This is a genomic window from Streptomyces griseoflavus (assembly GCF_014649995.1).
GTDB classification, from domain to species: Bacteria; Actinomycetota; Actinomycetes; order Streptomycetales; family Streptomycetaceae; genus Streptomyces; species Streptomyces griseoflavus.
Genome location: NZ_BMUC01000001.1, coordinates 285,794 through 305,657 on the forward strand (window position 1 = coordinate 285,794; position 19,864 = coordinate 305,657).

Annotated in this window: 19 protein-coding genes and 1 tRNA gene; 12 read left to right on the forward strand and 8 right to left on the reverse strand. The window is 72.1% G+C overall.

Annotated elements, in window-relative coordinates; translation table 11 throughout:
* The 3 genes from IE172_RS01275 to IE172_RS01285 are packed head-to-tail and all read right to left on the reverse strand — an operon-like array spanning position 1 to position 3,799.
* On the reverse strand, positions 1-1,428 hold the full coding sequence (locus IE172_RS01275; RefSeq protein ID WP_190095157.1) for an exopolysaccharide biosynthesis polyprenyl glycosylphosphotransferase: 1,428 nt from the start codon (positions 1,426-1,428) through the stop codon (positions 1-3).
* Positions 1,425-2,669, reverse strand: coding sequence for a glycosyltransferase (locus tag IE172_RS01280; protein ID WP_190095158.1), 1,245 nt, complete (start codon positions 2,667-2,669; stop codon positions 1,425-1,427). The genes IE172_RS01275 and IE172_RS01280 overlap by 4 nt, the downstream gene beginning before the upstream one ends.
* 44 nt (positions 2,670-2,713) lie before the next feature.
* Positions 2,714-3,799, reverse strand: a complete 1,086-nt coding sequence (locus tag IE172_RS01285) for a DUF3344 domain-containing protein (RefSeq protein WP_190095159.1) — start codon at positions 3,797-3,799, stop codon at positions 2,714-2,716.
* A 320-nt stretch (positions 3,800-4,119) separates the two neighbouring features.
* On the opposite strand from IE172_RS01285, the gene IE172_RS01290 reads away from it, so the two are divergent.
* On the forward strand, positions 4,120-4,926 hold the full coding sequence (locus IE172_RS01290; protein ID WP_190095160.1) for a hypothetical protein: 807 nt from the start codon (positions 4,120-4,122) through the stop codon (positions 4,924-4,926).
* Positions 4,927-5,085: 159 nt separating this feature from the next.
* The gene (locus IE172_RS01295) at positions 5,086-5,358 is read left to right on the forward strand and encodes a hypothetical protein (protein ID WP_190095161.1); all 273 of its coding nucleotides are present in this window, start codon (positions 5,086-5,088) and stop codon (positions 5,356-5,358) included.
* A gap of 191 nt (positions 5,359-5,549) precedes the next feature.
* On the opposite strand, the gene IE172_RS01300 is transcribed toward IE172_RS01295, so the two are convergent.
* Complete coding sequence (locus IE172_RS01300; RefSeq protein WP_190095162.1) at positions 5,550-5,789, reverse strand: chaplin; 240 nt, start codon at positions 5,787-5,789, stop codon at positions 5,550-5,552.
* Positions 5,790-6,108: 319 nt separating this feature from the next.
* On the opposite strand from IE172_RS01300, the gene IE172_RS01305 reads away from it, so the two are divergent.
* From IE172_RS01305 to IE172_RS01315, 3 genes are all read left to right on the forward strand, one after another.
* Entirely contained in the window at positions 6,109-6,381 is a 273-nt protein-coding gene (locus tag IE172_RS01305; RefSeq protein WP_190095163.1) for a hypothetical protein, read from the forward strand.
* A gap of 260 nt (positions 6,382-6,641) precedes the next feature.
* Positions 6,642-6,911 carry a hypothetical protein gene (locus IE172_RS01310; protein WP_190095164.1) on the forward strand — a complete coding sequence of 90 codons (270 nt, stop codon included), beginning with the start codon at positions 6,642-6,644 and terminating at the stop codon, positions 6,909-6,911.
* 152 nt (positions 6,912-7,063) lie between these two features.
* Positions 7,064-7,333, forward strand: a complete 270-nt coding sequence (locus IE172_RS01315) for a hypothetical protein (RefSeq protein ID WP_190095165.1) — start codon at positions 7,064-7,066, stop codon at positions 7,331-7,333.
* An 81-nt stretch (positions 7,334-7,414) separates the two neighbouring features.
* On the opposite strand, the gene IE172_RS01320 is transcribed toward IE172_RS01315, so the two are convergent.
* A complete protein-coding gene (locus IE172_RS01320) occupies positions 7,415-8,392 on the reverse strand; it encodes an alpha/beta fold hydrolase (RefSeq protein WP_190095166.1) in 978 nt (325 codons plus the stop codon).
* An 848-nt stretch (positions 8,393-9,240) separates the two neighbouring features.
* Positions 9,241-9,316, reverse strand: a tRNA-Arg gene (locus IE172_RS01325).
* Positions 9,317-9,636: 320 nt separating this feature from the next.
* Between IE172_RS01325 and IE172_RS01330 the strand changes: the two genes are divergently transcribed.
* From IE172_RS01330 to IE172_RS01345, 4 genes are all read left to right on the forward strand, one after another.
* Positions 9,637-11,247 carry a dynamin family protein gene (locus IE172_RS01330; protein WP_190095167.1) on the forward strand — a complete coding sequence of 537 codons (1,611 nt, stop codon included), beginning with the start codon at positions 9,637-9,639 and terminating at the stop codon, positions 11,245-11,247.
* 3 nt (positions 11,248-11,250) lie between these two features.
* Complete coding sequence (locus tag IE172_RS01335) at positions 11,251-13,077, forward strand: YfjP family GTPase (protein WP_190095168.1); 1,827 nt, start codon at positions 11,251-11,253, stop codon at positions 13,075-13,077.
* 318 nt (positions 13,078-13,395) lie between these two features.
* Entirely contained in the window at positions 13,396-13,875 is a 480-nt protein-coding gene (locus tag IE172_RS01340) for a single-stranded DNA-binding protein (protein WP_190095169.1), read from the forward strand.
* Positions 13,876-14,129: 254 nt separating this feature from the next.
* Positions 14,130-15,539 (forward strand): Cys-Gln thioester bond-forming surface protein, encoded by a 1,410-nt coding sequence (locus IE172_RS01345; protein ID WP_190095170.1) that lies wholly within the window; start codon positions 14,130-14,132, stop codon positions 15,537-15,539.
* A 76-nt stretch (positions 15,540-15,615) separates the two neighbouring features.
* Here IE172_RS01345 and IE172_RS01350 read toward each other — a convergent pair whose 3' ends face one another.
* Complete coding sequence (locus IE172_RS01350) at positions 15,616-15,903, reverse strand: hypothetical protein (protein WP_190095171.1); 288 nt, start codon at positions 15,901-15,903, stop codon at positions 15,616-15,618.
* Between the two features lie 178 nt (positions 15,904-16,081).
* On the opposite strand from IE172_RS01350, the gene ettA reads away from it, so the two are divergent.
* Genes ettA through IE172_RS01365 form a run of 3 tightly spaced genes read left to right on the forward strand, consistent with a single transcriptional unit; the run spans position 16,082 to position 18,835 of the window.
* Positions 16,082-17,746 carry an energy-dependent translational throttle protein EttA gene (ettA, locus tag IE172_RS01355; protein ID WP_190095172.1) on the forward strand — a complete coding sequence of 555 codons (1,665 nt, stop codon included), beginning with the start codon at positions 16,082-16,084 and terminating at the stop codon, positions 17,744-17,746.
* Positions 17,747-17,750: 4 nt separating this feature from the next.
* Positions 17,751-18,173 (forward strand): acyl-CoA thioesterase, encoded by a 423-nt coding sequence (locus IE172_RS01360; protein WP_190095173.1) that lies wholly within the window; start codon positions 17,751-17,753, stop codon positions 18,171-18,173.
* A complete protein-coding gene (locus IE172_RS01365) occupies positions 18,170-18,835 on the forward strand; it encodes a DUF8185 domain-containing protein (protein WP_190095174.1) in 666 nt (221 codons plus the stop codon). The genes IE172_RS01360 and IE172_RS01365 overlap by 4 nt, the downstream gene beginning before the upstream one ends.
* 55 nt (positions 18,836-18,890) lie before the next feature.
* On the opposite strand, the gene IE172_RS01370 is transcribed toward IE172_RS01365, so the two are convergent.
* Positions 18,891-19,853 carry an ABC transporter ATP-binding protein gene (locus tag IE172_RS01370; RefSeq protein ID WP_190095175.1) on the reverse strand — a complete coding sequence of 321 codons (963 nt, stop codon included), beginning with the start codon at positions 19,851-19,853 and terminating at the stop codon, positions 18,891-18,893.
* Positions 19,854-19,864: the final 11 nt, after the last annotated feature.

Sequence of the window (19,864 nt, forward strand, 5' to 3'; positions counted from 1 at the left end):
TCAGCTCCCCGTCGGACGGACCAGCGTGGCCGCCGTGCGCAGCAGGATGCAGACGTCCTGCCACAGCGACCAGTCGTCGATGTAGGCGTTGTCGAACCGGCAGCGGTCCTCGATGGAGGTGTCGCCGCGCAGCCCGTGGATCTGGGCCAGTCCGGTGATGCCGGTACGCATCCGGTGCCGGGCCGCGTAACCGGGGTAGGTCTGGCTGAACTGAGCGACGAAGAAGGGGCGTTCCGGCCGCGGGCCGACCAGGCTCATGTCGCCGCGGAGTACGTTCCACAGCTGGAGCAGTTCGTCCAGCGAGGTGCGCCGCAGCATCCGGCAGAACCCGCGCATCTCGTTCTCGTTGGCCACGCTCCACCGGGTGGCCGACTCGTGCTCGTCGACCGGGCGGTGGGTGCGGAACTTCAGCAGCGTGAACGGCCTGCCGCCCCGGCCGATGCGCTCCTGCCGGAACACCACGCCCGGCCCGTCCGCGAGCCGCAGCGTCACGGCGCACACCACCAACAGCGGGCTGACCAGCAGCAACAGCGTCCCCGACACCACGATGTCGAGCATCCGCTTGCCGACGCCGCCCCCGCGCGCCGGGGCGAAGTCCAGCCGCCGGCAGGGGAACCCGGCCAGCCGCTCCCGCACCGGGTACGGCGCCGCGTCGGCGTCGACCTCGAACACCACGCACCCCGAGGCGGCCAGCGTCCGCAGCAGCGGCCCCTGTTCGGCCCGGACCGAGGGATGGACGGTGAGCACCGTGCGCACGCCGTTCTGGATGACCGCGCGCTCGACCTCCTCGTCCGTGCGCAGCACCGGCAGGCCCTCGCCCCCGTCCGCCTGCCCGGCGACGATCCCCACCGGCCGCACCCCGCACCGCGGACGGCGCAGCACGGCGGCGGCCACGCGCTGCGCGGTCGCCGCCGGCCCGATGACGAGCGCGGCGTGCGGGTGCCGCACCAGTGCCGCACGCCGCCGCCCGTGCACCACGGCACGCAGCGGACAACCCGCCGCCACCTGCGCGGCGAGCCCCACCAGCACGGTGCCGGCGGACAGTGCCTGCTCCGGCCGGTACGCCGCCCACAGCGCCGCGACCGCCGCCCAGACGACCGCCGTCCGCGCGCACACGGCGGGCAGTTCGTCCAGCAGCCCCGGCAGGGACGGCGGCCCGCCGCGCGGACGCAGCAGCAGCGACGCCACCACCAGCAGCGCGACGAGCGCGGGGTCCGGCCGCGCGGTGGCGAGGACGCCCGCCGCGAACAGGGCGGCGGCGCCGTCCGCGAGGAACAGCGGGACGGGGGAGACGGGCCGTGCGGGCGGCCGCGCGGCGGGCAGCCGGTGGTCGTGGTCGGAGCCGCGCGGCGGCATGACGGAGACAGGCGGGGATCCGTGCGCCCGTGGCGGGAGGCCGGGGGAGGGCACGGTACGTTCGGCGGTCACGAGTGGATGGACTCCCTGTGCTCGAAGGACTCGACGCGCTGTGTCGTCCGGTCGGCCTCGGCGCCCCCGACCGCCCCGTACGAGCGCGCCCAGGTCGCGGCGGGCCGGGTGCCGAGGAGATCGCGGTAGACGTCGGCGACCGCCCTCGCGGTGTGCCGCACGTCGTGGAGGGACAGCACATGACGGCGTCCCCGGTCGCCGAGGGAGGTGCGCAGCGGAGGGTCGAGGAGCAGTGCGCCGACCGCTTCCGCCAGAGCTCCCGGGTCCTCCGGCGGCACCACGCACGGGGCGGCGAAGGAGCGTGGCAGGCTCTCGCGGGCGCCGTCGACGTCCGTGACCACCACCGGCCGCCCGCAGGCCATCGCCTCCAGCGGGGCCAGCGCCATGCCCTCCCAGCGGGACGGCAGGACGACCAGATCGGCGGCCTGGTACCAGGGGGAGGCGTCCGCGACGGCCCCCGCGAACAGCACCGACCCGGGGGCGGCCGCGCGCAGCCGGTCCCGGTCCGTGCCGTCGCCGACCAGGACGAGACGGGCGTCGGGCACCTGGCGCAGCACGGCGTTCCAGGCGCGCAGCAGGACGTCCTGCCCCTTCTGCCGGCACAGCCGCCCCACGCATACCGCGAGCGGCGCCTCGGGGCGCAGTCCGGCCAGCGGCGCGAGCCCGGCCCGTACGGCGGTCGCCGGGGCCGGGCGGAAACGCTCGGGGTCGATGCCGTTGGGGATGACGGTCCACCGGCCGGTGATTCCGGCGCGCACACCGGTGGCGCGTTCCGCGTCGCTCACGCACACCACCCGCGAGGCCCAGCGGGCCGCCCACCGCTCCCAGCGCAGGGCCAGGGCGGCGGTGGGGCCGTCCACCGCCTCGAACGACCAGGCGTGCGGCTGGAACACGGTGGGGACGCGCCCGCGCACCGCGAGCCGCCCGGCGAGCCCGGCCTTCGCCGAGTGCGCGTGCACCAGGTCGGGGCGCACGTCGTCGAGCAGCCGGGCCAGTTGCCGCACCTCCCGCGGGAGCGAGGGCCCCGGCGACCGGGTCGCCTGCCAGCGCCGCACCCGCGCGCCCAGCGACCGCAGGTGGCCGGTGAGCGCGCTGTCGGGGCAGATCGCGGTGACGTCGAGACCGTCCGCCAGCTGGGCCCGGACCAGGTCCGTCACGACGCGGGCGACGCCGCCCTCCACGGGCTGGGTGAGGTGCAGGACCCGGGGCCTGCGTCCGGGCACTGACAGGTCCGTGGGCACGGTTTCCTCACTCACGCAGGTGGTCGGGACGGAGGGCGGCGCACTCACCGACGGGCGTCGACGGCGGCGAAGAGCACGCCCGCCCAGGCGGCGTCACGCTGGGAGCCGAGCCGGAAGGTGGCCCGGTCACCGGCGTTCGGCAGGCCCTGTCCGACGGCGAACACGTCCGAGTCGTAGCCGAGCGTGTTGGCGTGCGCCGGTACCCGTGCGGGGGCCGTGCCCCGGGGGTCGGAGATGGTGGAGTTCAGTACGTCGTCGACCGGGTTGGCGCCGTCGCCGAACGCCGTGGCGGTGTCGCCCGCGGTGAGGACGAGGGAGTCGCCGGTGGTGCCGCGGTCGCCGTTGTACGCGACCATGCCCACCCGGCCCCCGGCGCCGGCCGGGAACGGCATGTTCCGCAGCGGGAATTCGGCGCCCTCGCGGGAGCCCAGCGGCGCGAACCCGTCCCAGATGCTGAGGTGCCGCAGCGGCTCCGCCGCGTTCTCGTACGCCACCACCAGCGTCCAGCCGCCCCAGGCGCCGGCCGCCGACCTGCCGCCGGCCACGTTGAGCTGCGCGACCGTGTAGAGGCCCGGCTCGCTGTCCCGGACCAGCCGGGTCACGTCGGCGGAGGCCTGGAAGGCGTCCGCCCCGTCGGCGACGCGGTGGCCCACGACGGTGTCCGCGAGCAGCTCCTTGTAGTCGCCGCCGGGCTCGGCGATCAGCACCCGCTCGTTGTCCGCGGCCGGCTTCTGCTCGCCCACGAGCAGGTTGCCGCCCCAGTACAGGCGGGCGTACGTCACGCGGGAGCCGGCGGGCAGCCGGACCTCCGCGCGGGAGGAGTTGTAGGTGTTCGGGTCCTTGTCGACGTCGATGTAGCTCATGTCGAAGTCGCCGTTCACCGCGTGCGCTCCGCCCTGGACGTCGCGGCAGGAGGCGGTCTGCGGGCGGCAGGTGGCGGAGGAGTTGGCCGCGCGCACGATGTTGCCGTGCTGGAGGGCCCGGTAGCGCTCGCCGAAGGCGATGCCCTCGGCCTCCGGCGCGGGCGCGAGCGGCGCGGCGGCCGCGGGGCCGAAGGGCGCCCAGAGCGCGGCGCAGGCGAGGACGCCCACCGTGGCATGGCGAAGCAGCTGACCCAGGGTTTGGCGCATGACCGTCGAGAGCCTTTCGGAACAGGTGGCGGCGGCAGGCAGCGGGGACGAGTGCGATGCGTCCGCCCATGAGGGTGCTTCGGAGGATCGCAACTCTAGTCACCAAACGGACAAATTCACTGAAATTCGGCTAAGGGTGGCAAGTGTGTTGGAATCGTGAAGCCATGTGTGCGCTCGGATCAACCCGGTGCACCGCCTCACCTGCGGGAACGCGCGGGGGAGTGAAGGGCGGGCGACCGAAAGGAGCAGCACCGGTCGCGGGACGCCCCGGGTCCTCTCACGGTGAGCTGAAGATCCGAAGCCCCGCGAAAGGACTCTCCATGCGCGCTCTGCCGGCACGGCGCATCGCACTCGGCGCCCTGTGCGCCGCCCTCCTGGCCGGGATCACCGGCCCTGCCGCCGTGGCGGCCGACTCGCTCCCCGGCCCCGAGCGGGCGGTGACCTCCGCCGCGCTGCTCGCGCGGATCGACAAGGCCGACGCGGACAAGGGTGAACTCGCCCCGGTCGCCGCCCTGGCGAGGGCCGTGCTCGAGTCGGAGGACGGCCAACTGCCGCCCGGCCGTGCGAGGGTGCTCGGCGAGGCCGCGAAGGCCGCCGTGGTCGCGGCGGCCGACGACGACCCCTCGACCTCGGTCTCGGTGACGACGGTGACCACCACCACGGCCACCTCCTCGACGGCGCCGGCCACCACACCCGCCCTCGCGCCGGCCGTCGCCGTTCCGTCGACGGGCGTGCTCCTGCCGCAGTCCGAGACCACCGGCTTCGACTTCGTGGACGACACCCTCGACGCCGTATGGGAGGCCCTCGACGGCCTCCTGGACCTGCTCCTGCCCGAGGGCGACGCCCTGACCACGGATCAGGTGGTCGCCGAGACGGACGAGGAGGACTCCACCACGGCGGCGGAGGACGCGGCCACGGCGGCGGAGGAGGACGCCACGGCCGTCACGGAGCAGGAGCTCGCGGCGGTCGACGACCTGCTGGACCGGGTGGACGAGCTCGTCGACGCGCTCACCGGCGGCGACCCGGAGGTGTCCATCCTCCCCGCACCCGCCGAGGCGGCCCCGTCGGCGTCCACCTCCCCGGCCCTGTTCCCGGCACTCACCTCGCTCCTGCTGCCGAGTTCCTGAACTCCCTCACGGGGCGGTATTCAGTCGGTCAGTCCTTCTTGGATCTCATATGAGGACTCGGCAATCTTCGCCTCCCCGGTTTCCGCTCCGGCCGGGGATCGTTGTGCACGGCGACAGAAATCATCTCCGGCGCCACGCGGTGCCGAAGAAAGGAACACGATGAAGTCCCTGAAGGCTGCCGCCGTCCTCGCCGGGTCCCTGATCGCCGCCGGTGTCGCCGCGCCCGCGTACGCCGCGGACTCCACGGACCTCGCGTCCACCGGCCTCGACACCGGCCTGCGCACCGCGGTCCCCTTCGAGCTCATGCCGCTCAACGACTCGGACTCGCTCGTCGACACCGATGAGAAGTCGGTGCTCGGCACCGCGAAGGAAGCAGCGGCCGTCGTGAACGAGGCCAAGCCGGTGCGCGGTGATGTGGGGCTGCACGCCTGAACACCGCGCCCCGCGACAATCGGCCCCCGGTTTTCCACCGGGGGCCGATGTGTGTTGTGCCGTAAGGATCCTTTCGTGCCCGCCAGGGAGGGGTTCCTTTCCGGGCAAGGGGAGAGCCCCGGCGCGCGAGGCTGCCGGGGCTCTCGGAGTCAGGACGACGGATACCCGTTGCCGTAAGTCCCGCCGGTTCGTCAGCGGTTGATGCACACGTTGCCGACGGCCGGGTTCAGGGCGCCGATCCCATTGATGGTGTTGCCGCACACGTTGAGCGGGATGTGGATCGGGATCTGCACGACATTTCCCGACACGAAGCCGGGCGAGTGGACCGCCGCACCCTCGGCGCCGGAGTGGGCCGAGGCCATGCCGGCGCCACCGAGCACCACGGCGCCCGTGCCGAGAGCGAGGGTGGCCGCCTTCGCGATGCGAGACATCACGTTCTCCTTCAACTGGTCTGGTTGACGCGGCAGCATGACGAGCGGCCGCACTCCCCGCTCAACGCGGGACACCGGTCCGGGTCACGGGGTATGTCACGGGATCACTCTTTGGTCCGCGTTTGCGGCGATGTTCACCTCCGACACGCGCGCCGCTTCCCCCGTCCGACCTGACGGACAGTGCCTCTGACCTGCATCTTCACAAGAAGCTTACGTACGTGGGCGTTTTGACCCGAAAAATGAGCGAACGTCGCTTACGTTAGCGCCTGTCAGTGACCGGTCCGTGGCGGACCGGGTCCACTCGAGAAACGGAGAGGTAATGCGCAAGTACCAGAAGGCTGCTGTGGTCATGGCCATGCTCGGCAGCGTCGGTTTCCTCGGTGCCGGTGTCAGCCACGCGGGTGACAAGCCCGAGGTCGAGGTGAACAACAAGCAGGCCACCCACTGCTCCGCGGACAACTCGACCAAGGGTCTGGTCAACGTCGACGACGTCAACGTGGGCATCGCCCTGCTGGCCATCGCCAAGCAGGAGGCCAACGACATCAACTCGCAGGCCTGCGCCAGCAACTTCGCGATCGGCGGCAAGCACTGATCGCTGTCACGCGATGTGGCGGGTCCCGGGGCTTTCGGAGCAGGTGTGTGAGCCCCGGGGCCTTCCCGGCGGGCCAGAGGTCCGCGTCGTCGATGACGGAACACCGTGACACCCCCCCCCCGGTGACGCGCGGTGAGTTTTTCCAGAAGAAAAATGGCGCGATTCGGCGTTTCACCTAACAACTGCCGCAAAACGTCGCCTAAATTGCGACTGTCAGTGATGCGGTCAACGCAGACCGTGTCCAGATGAATGGAGAAGTAATGCGCAAGTACCAGAAGGCCGCTGTTGTCCTGGCGATGCTCGGCAGCGTCGGCTTCCTCGGCGCCGGTGTCAGCCACGCCGGTGACGAGCCGGAGGTCGAGCTGACCAACAAGCAGACCACCACCTGTGCCCAGGACAACTCCACCACGGGCCTCATCAACCTGGAGGACATCAACATCGGTGTCTCCATCCTGAGCCTCGCCAAGCAGGAGGCGAACGACGCCAACTCGCAGGCCTGCGCCAGCAACTTCGCTGTCGGCGGCGAGTGACCACCCTCAGGTGACACGGGCAGGTCTCGGGACTCGACCCACGTGGTCGAGCCCCGGGCCTGCCCGGTTCGTTGACCGGCACGGCCGGTCCAGGGCATCAGGAACGACTCCGCCCGTCCGGTTGCGGAGTCGACCATGAAGGAAACAGGTAGATGTTCAAGTCGAAGATGATCGCAGCGGTGGCGGGAGTCCTGGGGGGCCTCGCCCTGATCGGCGCCGGCGCCGTCCAGGCCGTGGGCGCCGAGGCCCCGTCGGAGTGCGTCAAGGACAGCAAGGGCACCGTCCGCTGCGCGCAGGTGTCCACGTACGAGTACAAGTCGCAGGACCACGGAAAGGTGCGCGTCGTCAACGACTCGACGCTGACCTGCTCCGGCGGGGGCAACACCTCCTGCGCGAACAATTTCGCCACCCCGGGCAAGTAGGCCCGGCGTCCGCGTACGTCGGACCCGCACAGCGCGAAGTGGCCGGAACCCCTACAGGGTTCCGGCCACTTCGTGTCTCCGTCACCTGCCGGGTGCCACGCCGACGAGATCGGCGCCCAGCGTCTCCACGGGAGTGCAGTACGGCAGGTCGTCCACGGGCCGGTCGGTGCAGAAGCGGGCGATCAGGTCCGCCGACTCCTGCCTGCGTTCCACGGTGACCAGGTGGTCCGCCTCCTTGACCGTGGTGAACAGCGCCCGGGGCATCGTCGCGGCGAGCTCACGGCCCATCTGCGGGGTGCACAGGGTGTCGTACTCCCCGGTGAACACCAGCGACGGCACGGCGGGGACGGGCAGCGGCCGGTAGCAGCCGTGCGTCACCAGCCGGGTGTTGTGCTCGACCGCCTTGCGGATCTCGTCCGGCGTCTGGTTCACGAACTGCCGCTGGAGCAGCCGGGCCACGGCCGCGTGCCTGCGGACCTTGCCGGCCTCCGGGTTGGACATGAACAGCCGCACCAGCCCGTCGGCGGCCCGCTCGACGTCACCCTCCTCCAGGGTCCGTGACAGCCGCGGCACGGCCTCCTCGTAGAGCTCGGGAAGCCGGATCGCCGCGGCCGCGAAGATGATGCGCCGCACGGACTCCGGGTGGCGCTGCGCGAAGCGGAGACCGACGACCTCGCCGAAGCAGCCACCGAACAGGTTCACCTCCGGCACGCCCAGCTCCGTCAGCATGTGCTGGACCGCGTCGGCCAGGAAGTCGATGTCGTAGCCCGCCGGCAGGAAGTCCGAGCTGCCGTAACCGGGAAGGTCCACGGTGATCAGCGAGCACAACGGCGCCAGCCACTTCTCGTGACTCTGCCAGGAGTACCGATCCTGCGACGAGCCCCCGAGCAGCAGCAGCGGAGCGGTCCGCGGTTCCCTCTGCCGGACGATCCGGCAGGTGTACGCGAACCCCCCGAAGGCGAGACCGCGTTCCTCCACCTGCTGCTCAGGCGCTGGGGGAAGGGGCCCGGAGCGCCCTGTGCGGGGCGGGTCCTGGGCGGCGATGACGGCAGTGCGCATGAGCGGCTCCGGGAATGGCGCAACGACGAGAACCGCACCATGATTACCAGGAATCGCCCATTTAGAGCGCAATCACTCGAACATGGGCGATCCGGTCAGGAGTGCCGTCGTCCGACGGCACCGTCGAGTCGGCCCCACCCGCCGGAGCGCCGATTCCGCCGCCCGATCGACGCATGATCCGGGTGACGGGCCGGGCCCCGGCCCGCGTCCGCGCCCGGGATGTGCCTAGAGCTGATTCCGCCACCACGGGACATCGAGGGAAGGGGCGCGGATGATCCTGGCTCGTCGGAGAATCTTGGCATCGAGAGCCCGCACGAGTCCGCGCAGCTCTCGTGCCGACTTCTTCGGGAGGGCGTGCAGAACGGCCTCGAGGTGATCACGGAAGTACTCCGGAGCGCCACAGCATCCGGGTTCCCCGCACCCGTGCGGAGCGAGGGGATCGGCGATCCTCCTCAGCGGGCCGTGGGCCGGCGCCGCCCAGTGCGAGAAGGCCTCAGCCGTGTCGCCGGGCCGGAAGCGTGTCCGTTCGAGCCTGCGGATGTGGGCCCGGCACGCCCCGGACAGCCGGTTGATCGGCGGACGCGGACGGCGGAAGTGGTGCCTGGGACGACGGACGGGGAGATCCTGCCGTACGGCAGACGGGCGCCTACGCGGCATTGCCCCTTCGGTGGTGGGTCATGTGACGAAAGTACCGTCGGCCGCGCGGATGATCCAGAGCTTTGTCCGGGAGTCGCTGAACTGGAGCGGGCGGGGGGCTACTGGCCGTCGAGTGACGGGACCGTTGCCGTCGGAGATACGGAACGCCCTGCAGGGCGGATCCCCTCTGGCGCGTTCTCGCTGGTAGCGGGTGGCGCCCCCGGCAGGACTCGAACCTGCGGCCAAGCGCTTAGAAGGCGCCTGCTCTATCCACTGAGCTACGGGGGCCGGTGTGGCGGCCTGTCGTCATGGTGCCCTCGGAGGGCGTGTTTCCGACGTTGCCGGAGACAAGGATAGGGCTCCCGCATCCTTGTCCCTGTCGCCTCGCCTCCGTGGCTCGATGTGGAGGTTAGGTGAAGCGGTCCTGATAATCGCAGGCAGGTGCGAATCGTGCACTGATTTTGGCCTCTCGCGCATCGGGTGTTGTGCACTCGTTATGCCTGGGCTGTGTCCGTGCCCCGGTCGCCCCGTCCACCCCTGGTGTTCAGTCGGCGCGCAGACATGCTCATATGCTTCAGAATTCCCCTAAAATTGGGCATTCTTCGCATGTGGTGACCTTGGACGTACGGCCTCAGCTGCTCGACGCACTCTCCGCCCTGCGCGACCGTGTCGCCGCCGCACGCTTCCCGCTGCCCCTGGCCGGGGCCGCCCGCGCGCGTGCCAACCGCGACGAACTCCTCGCCCAGCTCGACGACTATCTGGTGCCCCGGCTGAGAGATCCCGAAGCGCCCCTGCTGGCCGTCGTCGGAGGATCCACGGGGGCCGGGAAGTCCACCCTGGTGAACTCCCTCGTCGGCCGGCGGGTCAGTGAGGCGGGCGTGCTGCGGCCGACGACACGGACACCGGTGCTTGTCTGCCATCCGGAGGATCACCACTGGTTCAGCGGAATGCGGGTGCTGCCCGACCTCACACGCGTCTGGGTGCCCCACCACCAGGACCCGGCGGACGACCTGCTCCTGCCCGGCGAGAACCCTGCGCGCGTCCTGCGCGTCGAGACCGCCGACACCCTGCCCCCCGGCCTGGCCCTCCTCGACGCCCCCGACATCGACTCCCTGGTGTCCGACAACCGCGTACTCGCCGCCGAGCTCATCAACGCCGCGGACATCTGGATCATGGTCACCACCGCCGCCCGCTACGCCGACGCCGTCCCCTGGCACATGCTGCGCACCGCCAAGGAGTACGACGTCAGCCTGGTGACCGTGCTGGACCGGGTCCCCCACCAGGTCGTCTCCGAGGTGTCGCGGCAGTACGGCGCCCTGCTCACCAAGGCCGGTCTCGGCCACGTGCCGCGCTTCACCGTGCCCGAGCTGCCCGAGTCGGCGTGGGGCGGCGGACTGCTGCCCGCCACCGCCGTGGCGGCCCTGCGCACCTGGCTCGTGCACCAGACGCTGGACCCCGCCGCGCGCCAGCACGTCATGGCCCGCACCGCCCACGGCGTCCTGGACTCCCTCAACTCCCGCCTGCCCGAACTCGCCGGGGCCGCCGCCGCCCAGTACGCCGCCGCGCTGCGGCTCACCACCGTCATCGAGGGTGCCTACGACAGCGAGCACTCGCGCGTGCGGGGCCGGCTCCAGGCCGGAGCCGTACTCGCGGGGGACGCGCTCAAGCGGTGGCGCGCCTTCCCCCTCGACTGCACCCCGGGCGAACTCCTCGACACCCTGGTGGAGAGCCTCGGCACACTGCTGCTGTGCGCCGTCGCCGCCGCCGACGAACGCGTGGACGACGCCTGGCGGCGCGAACCCGCCGCGGACGCCCCCGAACTCGCCGGCCGCGACGGTGCCCCGGAGAGCGCCGAACACCGGATCGGACTGGCCGTACGGCGCTGGCGGCGCGAACTGGAGGAGTTCGCCGAGGACGAGGTGCGCGAACTCGACCGGGGCGTCGCACCCGACCCCGAACTGGTCGCGGCGCTCGTCGCCACCGTGCTGCTGGGCGGCCGCCGGGCCAGGACCGCGGGGGAAGGACTCGCCGAGCGGATCGGCGCGCACGGCGCGCTGCGGCTGCGCGACCGCGGCGGGCGGCTCCTCGTCCAGTACGTGGACCGGGTCATGGAGGCCGAGCGTGAACGCCGGCTCGCCCCGCTCGACACGCTCGACGTGCACGCGGAACCCCAGCCCGAACTCATCGCCGCGTTGTCCGTACTGCAGAAGGAGAGGTGACCGGTGACCGCCGTCACTGACCAGGACCAGGACCACACCGAGCACCCTGAGCGCCCCGATCGATCCGAACACTCCGACAGCTCCGGCCGCCACGACGAGGCGACCGCCCGGGCGGCGGACACCGGGAGCCCCTGGGACGACGGGCTGATCGCGCGGCGGGTGAACGGGAGCGCGGGGGAGGAACAGCGCCGGGTGACGGAGCCGAGGGCGTCCACACCGCAGAAGGTGACGCCGCTGACGTACGGTCCGCAGCTGGGGGCGCGGCTGGAGGCGCTGCGCGAGCTCGTGGGGCTGTCCCGCACCCGGCTCGACAACCGCACCCTCGCCCAGGCGGGCCGGGTCCTCGACGAGGCCGCCGCACGGCGCGGTCTCTCCGGCCGGCACACCGTCGTCGCCCTCGCCGGTGCCACCGGGAGCGGCAAGTCGCAGTTGTTCAACGCGCTGGCCGGGGTGCCCATCTCCGAGACCGGCGTGCGGCGGCCGACCACGGCCGCGCCGATCGCGTGCAGCTGGAGCGACGGCGCGGCCGGCCTCATCGAACGCCTCGGCATCCCGCCCCGCCTCCGGCGCCGCCCCCTGCAGGCGGCGGCGGACGCCGACGACCGGCTGCGCGGGCTCGTCCTGGTCGACCTGCCCGACCACGACTCGGCGGCCGTGCAGCACCGGGAGCAGGTCGACCGCGTGCTGGGGCTGGTCGACGCGGTCATCTGGGTCGTCGACCCCGAGAAGTACGCCGACGCCATGCTCCACGAACGCTATCTGCGGCCCATGGCGGCCCACGCGGAGGTCATGTTCGTCGTCCTCAACCAGATCGACCGGCTGCCCGGGGAGGCCGCCGAGCAGGTCCTGGACGACCTGCGGCGACTCCTCGACGAGGACGGCATCGCCCTCGGCGAGTACGGCGAACCCGGCACGACGGTGCTCGCCCTGTCCGCGCTCACCGGGGAGGGCGTCGGCGACCTGCGGGAGGCGCTCGGCCGGTTCGTGTCCGAACGCGGGGCCCCGGCCCGCCGGATCTCCGCGGACGTGGACATCGCGGCGGCCCGTCTGTGGCCCGTGTACGCCACCGGCCGCCGCGCCGGGCTGAGCGAGGAGGCGCGCGAGGAGTTCTCCGACCGGCTCGCCGACGCGGTGGGCGCCACCGCGGCGGGCGAGGCGGCCGAACGCGCCTGGCTGCGCAACGCCAACCGCGCCTGCGGCACGCCCTGGCTGCGACTGTGGCGCTGGTGCCAGCAGCGGGGCGAGCCGTCCACCGGCAGGGCCACCCTGCGCGGGCAGCTCGACGAGGAGGCCACCGCCCGGCAGCGCGTGGAGCAGGCGGTGCGCACGGTCGCCGACCGGGCCTCGGCCGGGCTGCCGGCGCCGTGGGCGCAGGCGGTACGGGAGGCGGCCGTACGCGGATCCCAGGGGCTGCCCGAGGCACTGGACGAACTCGCCGTGCGCGCCGGACTGCCCCCGGGGAGGCCGCCGCGGCCCGGATGGTGGCCGGTGGCCGTGCTCGCCCAGGTGTCGATGACGGTCGTTCAGTTCGTCGGCGGGCTGTGGCTGCTGGCACAGATCATCGGGGTCATGGCGCCGAACCTGGGGGTGCCGGTGCTGCTGATGGTGATCGGCATCGTCGGTGGGCCGCTCATCGAGTGGAGCTGCCGCCTGGCCGCGCGGGGTCCCGCCCGGCGGTACGGCCTGGATGCGGAGAGACGGCTGCGGGAGGCGGCCGCGGGCTGCGGACGGGCCCGCGTCCTGGATCCGGTGGCGGCGGAACTCCTGCGCTACCGGGAGGTACGGGAGCAGTACGGGCGGGTCACCGGGACGGTGGCGCGGACGGGCTGAGGCGCGCGGACGGGCTGAGGCGGGCGGACGGGCTGAGGCGGGCGGACGGGCTGAAGCGGGCGGACGGGCTGAAGCGGAACCTCCTCCGGCCGGAGGTGCGCAGTCCCTCCCGTGGGTGACGGGGATGTCCACAGGCCGGAGGTCGTCCACAGCGCTCGGCGGGCCCGGCCCGACGGCGGCAGTCTGGCTCCACGGCGATCGCGGCACGGTCCGCGGCCGCCGTGCCGGACGGCAGCCGTACGGGACGGGCCCGTACGCGTATCCGCCCGTGCCCGCCGGCGTGACGACCGGCGGGCAGGGGCCAGGGAGGCAGACGCGATGAACGAGACGATGGTGTGCGTGGTCGGGAACGTGGCGACACGGCCGGTGTACCGGGAGACGGCCTCCGGCCCGGCGGCCAGGTTCCGGGTGGCGGTCACCTCCCGGTACTGGGACCGGGAGAAGAGCGCCTGGGCGGACGGACACACCAATTTCTTCACGGTCTGGGCCAACCGCCAGCTCGCCACCAACACGGCGGCGTCCCTGTCGGTGGGCGAGCCGGTGATCGTCCAGGGCCGGCTGAAGGTGCGCACGGAGACGCGGGAGGGGCAGCAGGGCTGGATGTCCGCGGACATCGACGCGGTGGCGATCGGCCACGACCTCTCGCGGGGCACGACCGCCTTCCGCCGCGCCCCACGCCCGGAACAGACAGTCACGACGGAACAGCCCGAGCCCAACTGGGAAACACCGGACGACACTTCACAGCCGAACGAGAGGGAAGGGCGGCAACGCCGCTCGCGCCAGACCGTCATGACGTGACGTCAGCCGGTCGAACCGAGGCTTATCGGCAGATGCGCGCCCAAACCATCCGGGTGGATTTGTCGATAAGCCTGTCCGCGAGGGCTCGGGCGATAACGATTCCGAGTCGGATCCCTGCTCCGACGCGATCACCGGCAAGCGCTGTCCGTCGTCTCCTTAGGATGCCGGGACGGCTCCGGGTGCCAAAGGGGTCGGTGATTCTGCTGGTGGGACCGTCCCCCCGCGTCAACGGGTCCCGCTCGGAAGGGAATTAGGTGTCTGTTTCGTTCTCCGCGTGGACGTCGCGCGGACGTGGGTCGGCCCGCCTCGCCGCGGGAACGCTGGTGTCCGGACTGGTCGCCGCCACCGTGCTCGCCGGTGCCGGGACGGCGGCCGCCGACGTCGACGGGACGACACCGGCGCACAGCGGAGCCGCGGCCACCATAGGCGGACTCAAGACGTACGGCGCCGCCGTCATACGCGGCGCCTCCGGCGACACCCAGGTGTCGGCGGGGCTGTTCGAGATGTCCGTCGAGGGCGGCGGCACGCTGCACACCTACTGCGTCGACGTCCACACCCCGACCCAGAAGGACGCCAAGTACCACGAGACCGCCTGGAGCGGCACGTCGCTGGGCGTCAACGAGGACGCCGGCCGGATCCGCTGGATCCTGCGGAACTCCTACCCGCAGGTGAACGACCTCGCGGCACTGGCGAAGAAGGCCGGAATCCGGGGGCAGCTCACCGAGCAGGACGCCGCGGCCGGCACCCAGGTGGCCATCTGGCGGTACTCCGACGACGTGGACGTGGACGCCGTCGACCCCCAGGCCGAGCAGCTCGCCGACTACCTCCAGAAGAAGGCCCGCGACCAGCAGGAGCCCAGGGCGTCACTGACCCTCGACCCGCCGGCCGTCTCCGGCCGCCCCGGCGAGCGGATCGGCCCGGTGACGGTCCGCACCGACGCCCGCAGCGTGACCGTCTCCCCGCCGGCGGAGGCCGCCACGACCGGAGTGCGGATCGTGGACGCGAACGGCGAGCCGGTCACCACCGCCGCCGACGGGGGCCGGATCTTCTTCGAGGTGCCCGAGGACGAGGCGGCGGGCAGTGTCGCGCTGACCGTCCAGGCCTCCACGACGGTGCCGGTCGGACGGGCCTTCGTCTCCGAGAGCCGCAGCCAGACGCAGATCCTGGCCGGCTCCAGCGAGTCGACCGTCTCCGCGACCGCGAGCGCCACCTGGTCGGAGGGCGGCGCGACACCCGCCGTGTCGGCCCGCGAGAACTGCGTCAAGGGCGGCGTCGACCTCACCGTCACCCACCGCGGCGACGCACCGTTCACCTTCTCCCTGGCCGGTACGGAGCACACCGTCGCCGCCGGCGGGTCCGCCACGGTGACGGTCCCGCTCAACGAGGACCAGCCGTACGACTTCACGCTCGCCGGACCGCCCGGCTTCGAGAAGCGCTTCACCGGCATGCTCGACTGCCGCACCCGCGCCGCCGAGGCGGGCACCACCACCCAGACCCTCACCGCTCCCAGCCCTCTGGTGAGCGCCCCCTCCGACACCGACCTCGCCGCGACGGGCGCCTCCAGTGCCACCCCCTGGATCACCGGCACCGCGATAGCCCTGGTCGTCCTCGGCGGAGCGGGCCTGGTCATCACCCGCCAGCGACAGAACCCGTCCGGCGACTGACCCACGACCGCGGGACCCCCGGGCTCCCGCCCGGGGGCGGGGGTGGCGGGTGCCGTCCCCTGGGCCGGTCACGGACTCAGTCGGCGACGGGCGCCTCCGCGCCGACGGCAGAGGGCTCCGCGCCGCCGGCGCGGGACGTCCGGAAGAGGGTGGTCGCCCGGTGGCCGGTCTGCGCCGCCGGCATCGCCAGCCACAGTCCTCCGACGGCCGGTCCGAGGAGCTGCCACCAGTCCACGGCCGGCCCTCCGAGAATCCGCACGACCCACCCCGCGTCATACACCGCGACGCCGGCCAGCAGCACGCTGACGAGCGCCGCCGTCCACCAGTGCCCGGGCCATCCCCTGCCCGCGTCTGTTCCGCTCACGCTTTCCCCTCCGCGGTTGCCCCGGTGCCGGGCCCCCTAATGTCCCGACCCACCCGCCACGCACCGAAACCCCAGGTCAGAGCCCTGCGACCGCACGGGTTTCCCCCCAGGGGTAGCGGTCGGGCAAGATGGGGTGTATCTGCCCACTGCCAGATTTCAAGCTGCCGGACGGTTTCTCTTGGCTGAGTACATTTACACCATGCGCAAGGCGCGCAAAGCGCACGGCGACAAGGTGATCCTCGATGACGTCACCCTGAGCTTCCTGCCCGGGGCGAAGATCGGCGTCGTCGGTCCGAACGGCGCTGGTAAGTCGACGGTCCTGAAGATCATGGCGGGGCTCGAGCAGCCGTCGAACGGTGACGCGTTCCTCACGCCCGGTTACACCGTGGGCATCCTGCTCCAGGAGCCCCCGCTGAACGAGGACAAGACCGTCCTGGAGAACGTGCAGGAGGGTGTCGCCGAGGTCAAGGGCAAGCTCGACCGGTTCAACGAGATCGCCGAGCAGATGGCGACCGAGTACACCGACGAGCTCATGGACGAGATGGGCAAGCTGCAGGAGCAGCTCGACCACGCCAACGCCTGGGACCTCGACGCCCAGCTCGAGCAGGCCATGGACGCCCTGGGCTGCCCGCCCGGCGACTGGCCGGTCGCCAACCTCTCCGGTGGCGAGAAGCGCCGGGTGGCGCTGTGCAAGCTGCTGCTGGAGGCCCCCGACCTGCTGCTGCTCGACGAGCCCACCAACCACCTGGACGCCGAGTCGGTGAACTGGCTGGAGCAGCACCTCGCCAAGTACGAGGGCACCGTCGTGGCCGTCACCCACGACCGGTACTTCCTGGACAACGTCGCCGGGTGGATCTGCGAGGTCGACCGCGGCCGGCTGCACGGCTACGAGGGCAACTACTCCAAGTACCTGGAGACCAAGGCCACCCGCCTCAAGGTCGAGGGCGCCAAGGACGCGAAGCGGCAGAAGCGCCTCAAGGACGAACTCGAGTGGGTGCGGTCCAACGCCAAGGGGCGGCAGGCCAAGTCCAAGGCGCGTCTGGCCCGGTACGAGGAGATGGCCGCCGAGGCCGACAAGATGCGGAAGCTGGACTTCGAGGAGATCCAGATCCCGCCGGGCCCGCGTCTGGGCAGCGTCGTCGTCGAGGTCAACAACCTGACCAAGGGCTTCGGCGACAAGCTCCTCATCGACGACCTCAGCTTCACGCTGCCGCGCAACGGCATCGTCGGCATCATCGGCCCGAACGGCGCGGGCAAGACCACGCTGTTCAAGATGATCCAGGGGATCGAGGAGCCCGACTCCGGGTCCATCAAGGTCGGCGAGACCGTCAAGATCTCCTACGTCGACCAGAGCCGCGAGAACATCGACCCGAAGAAGACCCTGTGGGCGGTCGTCTCCGACGAGCTCGACTACATCAACGTCGGCCAGGTCGAGATGCCCTCGCGGGCGTACGTCTCCGCGTTCGGGTTCAAGGGCCCGGACCAGCAGAAGCCGGCCGGGGTGCTCTCCGGTGGTGAGCGCAACCGGCTGAACCTCGCGCTCACCCTCAAGCAGGGCGGCAACCTGCTGCTCCTCGACGAGCCGACCAACGACCTCGACGTCGAGACCCTCTCCAGCCTGGAGAACGCGCTGCTGGAGTTCCCCGGCTGCGCCGTGGTCGTCTCCCACGACCGGTGGTTCCTGGACCGCGTCGCCACGCACATCCTCGCCTACGAGGGTGACTCCAAGTGGTTCTGGTTCGAGGGCAACTTCGAGTCGTACGAGAAGAACAAGGTCGAGCGGCTCGGCCCGGACGCGGCGCGCCCGCACCGTGCCACCTACAAGAAGCTGACCCGGGGCTGATCTCTTGCGGCACATCTACCGCTGCCCGCTGCGCTGGGCGGACATGGACGCGTACGGCCACGTCAACAACGTGGTGTTCCTCCGCTACCTGGAGGAAGCCCGTATCGACTTCCTGTTCCGCCCGGAGAAGGACTTCAAGCAGGGGTCCGTGGTGGCGCGCCACGAGATCGACTACAAGCGGCAGCTCGTCCACCGGCACCACCCGGTCGACATCGAGCTGTGGGTCACCGAGATCAGGGCGGCGTCCTTCACCCTCACCTACGAGGTGAAGGACGACGACCTCGTCTACGTCCGCGCGTCGACGGTGATCGTGCCGTTCGACTTCGAGGCGCAGCGTCCGCGCCGGCTCACCGGTGAGGAGCGCGCGTTCCTCCAGGAGTACACGGACGACCCCGCCGGTGACGAGGAGGAGGCCGTCGCCGCATGACGGTGCTCCACCTCGCCGACGAGGGGGAGGCCGCGGATCTCGCGGCCTTCCTCTCCCGGCTGCTGCGCTACGACCGTGCGGCCGCGGTGCGTCTGCAGGCGGCCGGCACGGCGCTGGCCGTCTTCGGGCGGCCGCCCTCCTTCGAGGTGCTCACCATCCGTGCCGTACGGCTCGCGAAGCCGTACGAGAACGGGCTCGACGTCACGCTGGACGTGACCGTGTCCGCGGGTGAACTGCTGGAGTCGGTCGACGAGACGGCCGTCACGGCCGCCGTGCCGGGCGCGGTGACCGGACCGCCGTGGGCCGGCGTGCTGCCGCCGCGCGGTGGCTGGCGGGCCGAGCCCGGACTGCCCGCGCCGGAGCAACTGAGGGCACTCGTCGCCGCGTCGGTCGCGGAGTTCCGGTCCCGTACGGAGGGACTGGAGCCCCAGGCGCGTACGCGGGCCGAACTCGACCGCATCGGGCGGGAGATATGGTCCCGCACGGTCGCGGAGACCGGGCTTCCGGTGCGTGCGGTGCACGCCGCCCAGTCACTGGGGTTCCTGCGCGGGGCGGAACAGGGGCTGTTCTCCTCGGGGAGCTGGCTCCGGCTGCGCACGCCCTACGGGTCGGTCGCCGTGCGGCGGGCGGGCGTCGGCGCGCTGGGTCTCAGCGTGCGCTGAGGCGCGTGCCCGCGCTCGCTCACAGCCGTACCGACCGCCGCTGGCGTACCGCGGGTCACTCCCGCCCGCTGTCGTCCGGGCGGACCGCGATGTGGTCCGGTTCCAGTTCCAGGGCCACGCGGTCGCGCATGCCCAGGGCGCGGGTGTACTCGGCGGGGAGCTGGAGGCGGCCCGCGCGGTCCAGCATCGCGTACTCGCGGGCGACCACCTTCTCGTCGCCGGTGTCGGCGTCCACCTCGCTGCGGCGTAGCACCTCGGTGGAGGTGCGCCCGTCCCGGATGGCGACCGTGCGGCGGACCTCGCCCGCCACCGCCTGGTCGTGGGTGACGATCACGATCGTCGTGCCGAGCTGTTCGTTCGCGGTGCGGAACGCGGCGAAGATCTGTTCCGCCGTGTGGGAGTCGAGTTCGCCGGTGGGCTCGTCCGCGAGCAGCACCGACGGCCCGCCCGCGAGCGCCACGGCGATGGCGACGCGCTGCTGCTGCCCCCCGGACATCTCGTGCGGGCGCCGGCCGGCGCAGTCGGCGACTCCCAGCAACTCCAGCAGTTCCCGTGCCCGTTCGGCGCGGGCCCGGCGTGCGGTACGGGACCGGCGGCCGGCCAGCTGCATCGGCAGGGTGACGTTCTGCGCCGAGGTGAGATACGGCAGCAGATTGCGGGAGGTCTGCTGCCAGACGAAGCCGACGACCTCACGCCGGTAGGCGAGACGGTCCTTCGCGGTCATCGCGAGCAGGTCACGGCCCGCCACGCGGGCCGCCCCGGCCGTCGGGGTGTCCAGACCGGCGAGGATGTTCATCAGGGTGGACTTGCCGCTGCCGGACGCCCCCACCAGCGCCATCAACTCCCCTTCGCGCACCAGCAGGTCGAGGCCCTGGAGCGCCTGCACCTCGACGCCGTCCGCGGTGAAGACACGGACCAGCCGGTCGCAGGTGATGAGCGCGTCGTGGCCGTACGCCGGGCGGTCACGGTCGGCCGTGACACGGCCGGCGAGGTCGGCCAGGGTCGGGTTCGAGGTCATCGGGGCCCTCC

Bases quoted from the DNA above. Each gene is read 5' to 3' on its own strand.
- IE172_RS01285 (WP_190095159.1), bottom strand. From the start codon at position 3,799: ATGCGCCAAACCCTGGGTCAGCTGCTTCGCCATGCCACGGTGGGCGTC.
- IE172_RS01290 (WP_190095160.1), top strand. From the start codon at position 4,120: ATGCGCGCTCTGCCGGCACGGCGCATCGCACTCGGCGCCCTGTGCGCC.
- IE172_RS01295 (WP_190095161.1), top strand. From the start codon at position 5,086: ATGAAGTCCCTGAAGGCTGCCGCCGTCCTCGCCGGGTCCCTGATCGCC.
- IE172_RS01300 (WP_190095162.1), bottom strand. From the start codon at position 5,789: ATGTCTCGCATCGCGAAGGCGGCCACCCTCGCTCTCGGCACGGGCGCC.
- IE172_RS01305 (WP_190095163.1), top strand. From the start codon at position 6,109: ATGCGCAAGTACCAGAAGGCTGCTGTGGTCATGGCCATGCTCGGCAGC.
- IE172_RS01310 (WP_190095164.1), top strand. From the start codon at position 6,642: ATGCGCAAGTACCAGAAGGCCGCTGTTGTCCTGGCGATGCTCGGCAGC.
- IE172_RS01315 (WP_190095165.1), top strand. From the start codon at position 7,064: ATGTTCAAGTCGAAGATGATCGCAGCGGTGGCGGGAGTCCTGGGGGGC.
- IE172_RS01320 (WP_190095166.1), bottom strand. From the start codon at position 8,392: ATGCGCACTGCCGTCATCGCCGCCCAGGACCCGCCCCGCACAGGGCGC.
- IE172_RS01340 (WP_190095169.1), top strand. From the start codon at position 13,396: ATGAACGAGACGATGGTGTGCGTGGTCGGGAACGTGGCGACACGGCCG.
- IE172_RS01365 (WP_190095174.1), top strand. From the start codon at position 18,170: ATGACGGTGCTCCACCTCGCCGACGAGGGGGAGGCCGCGGATCTCGCG.
- IE172_RS01370 (WP_190095175.1), bottom strand. From the start codon at position 19,853: ATGACCTCGAACCCGACCCTGGCCGACCTCGCCGGCCGTGTCACGGCC.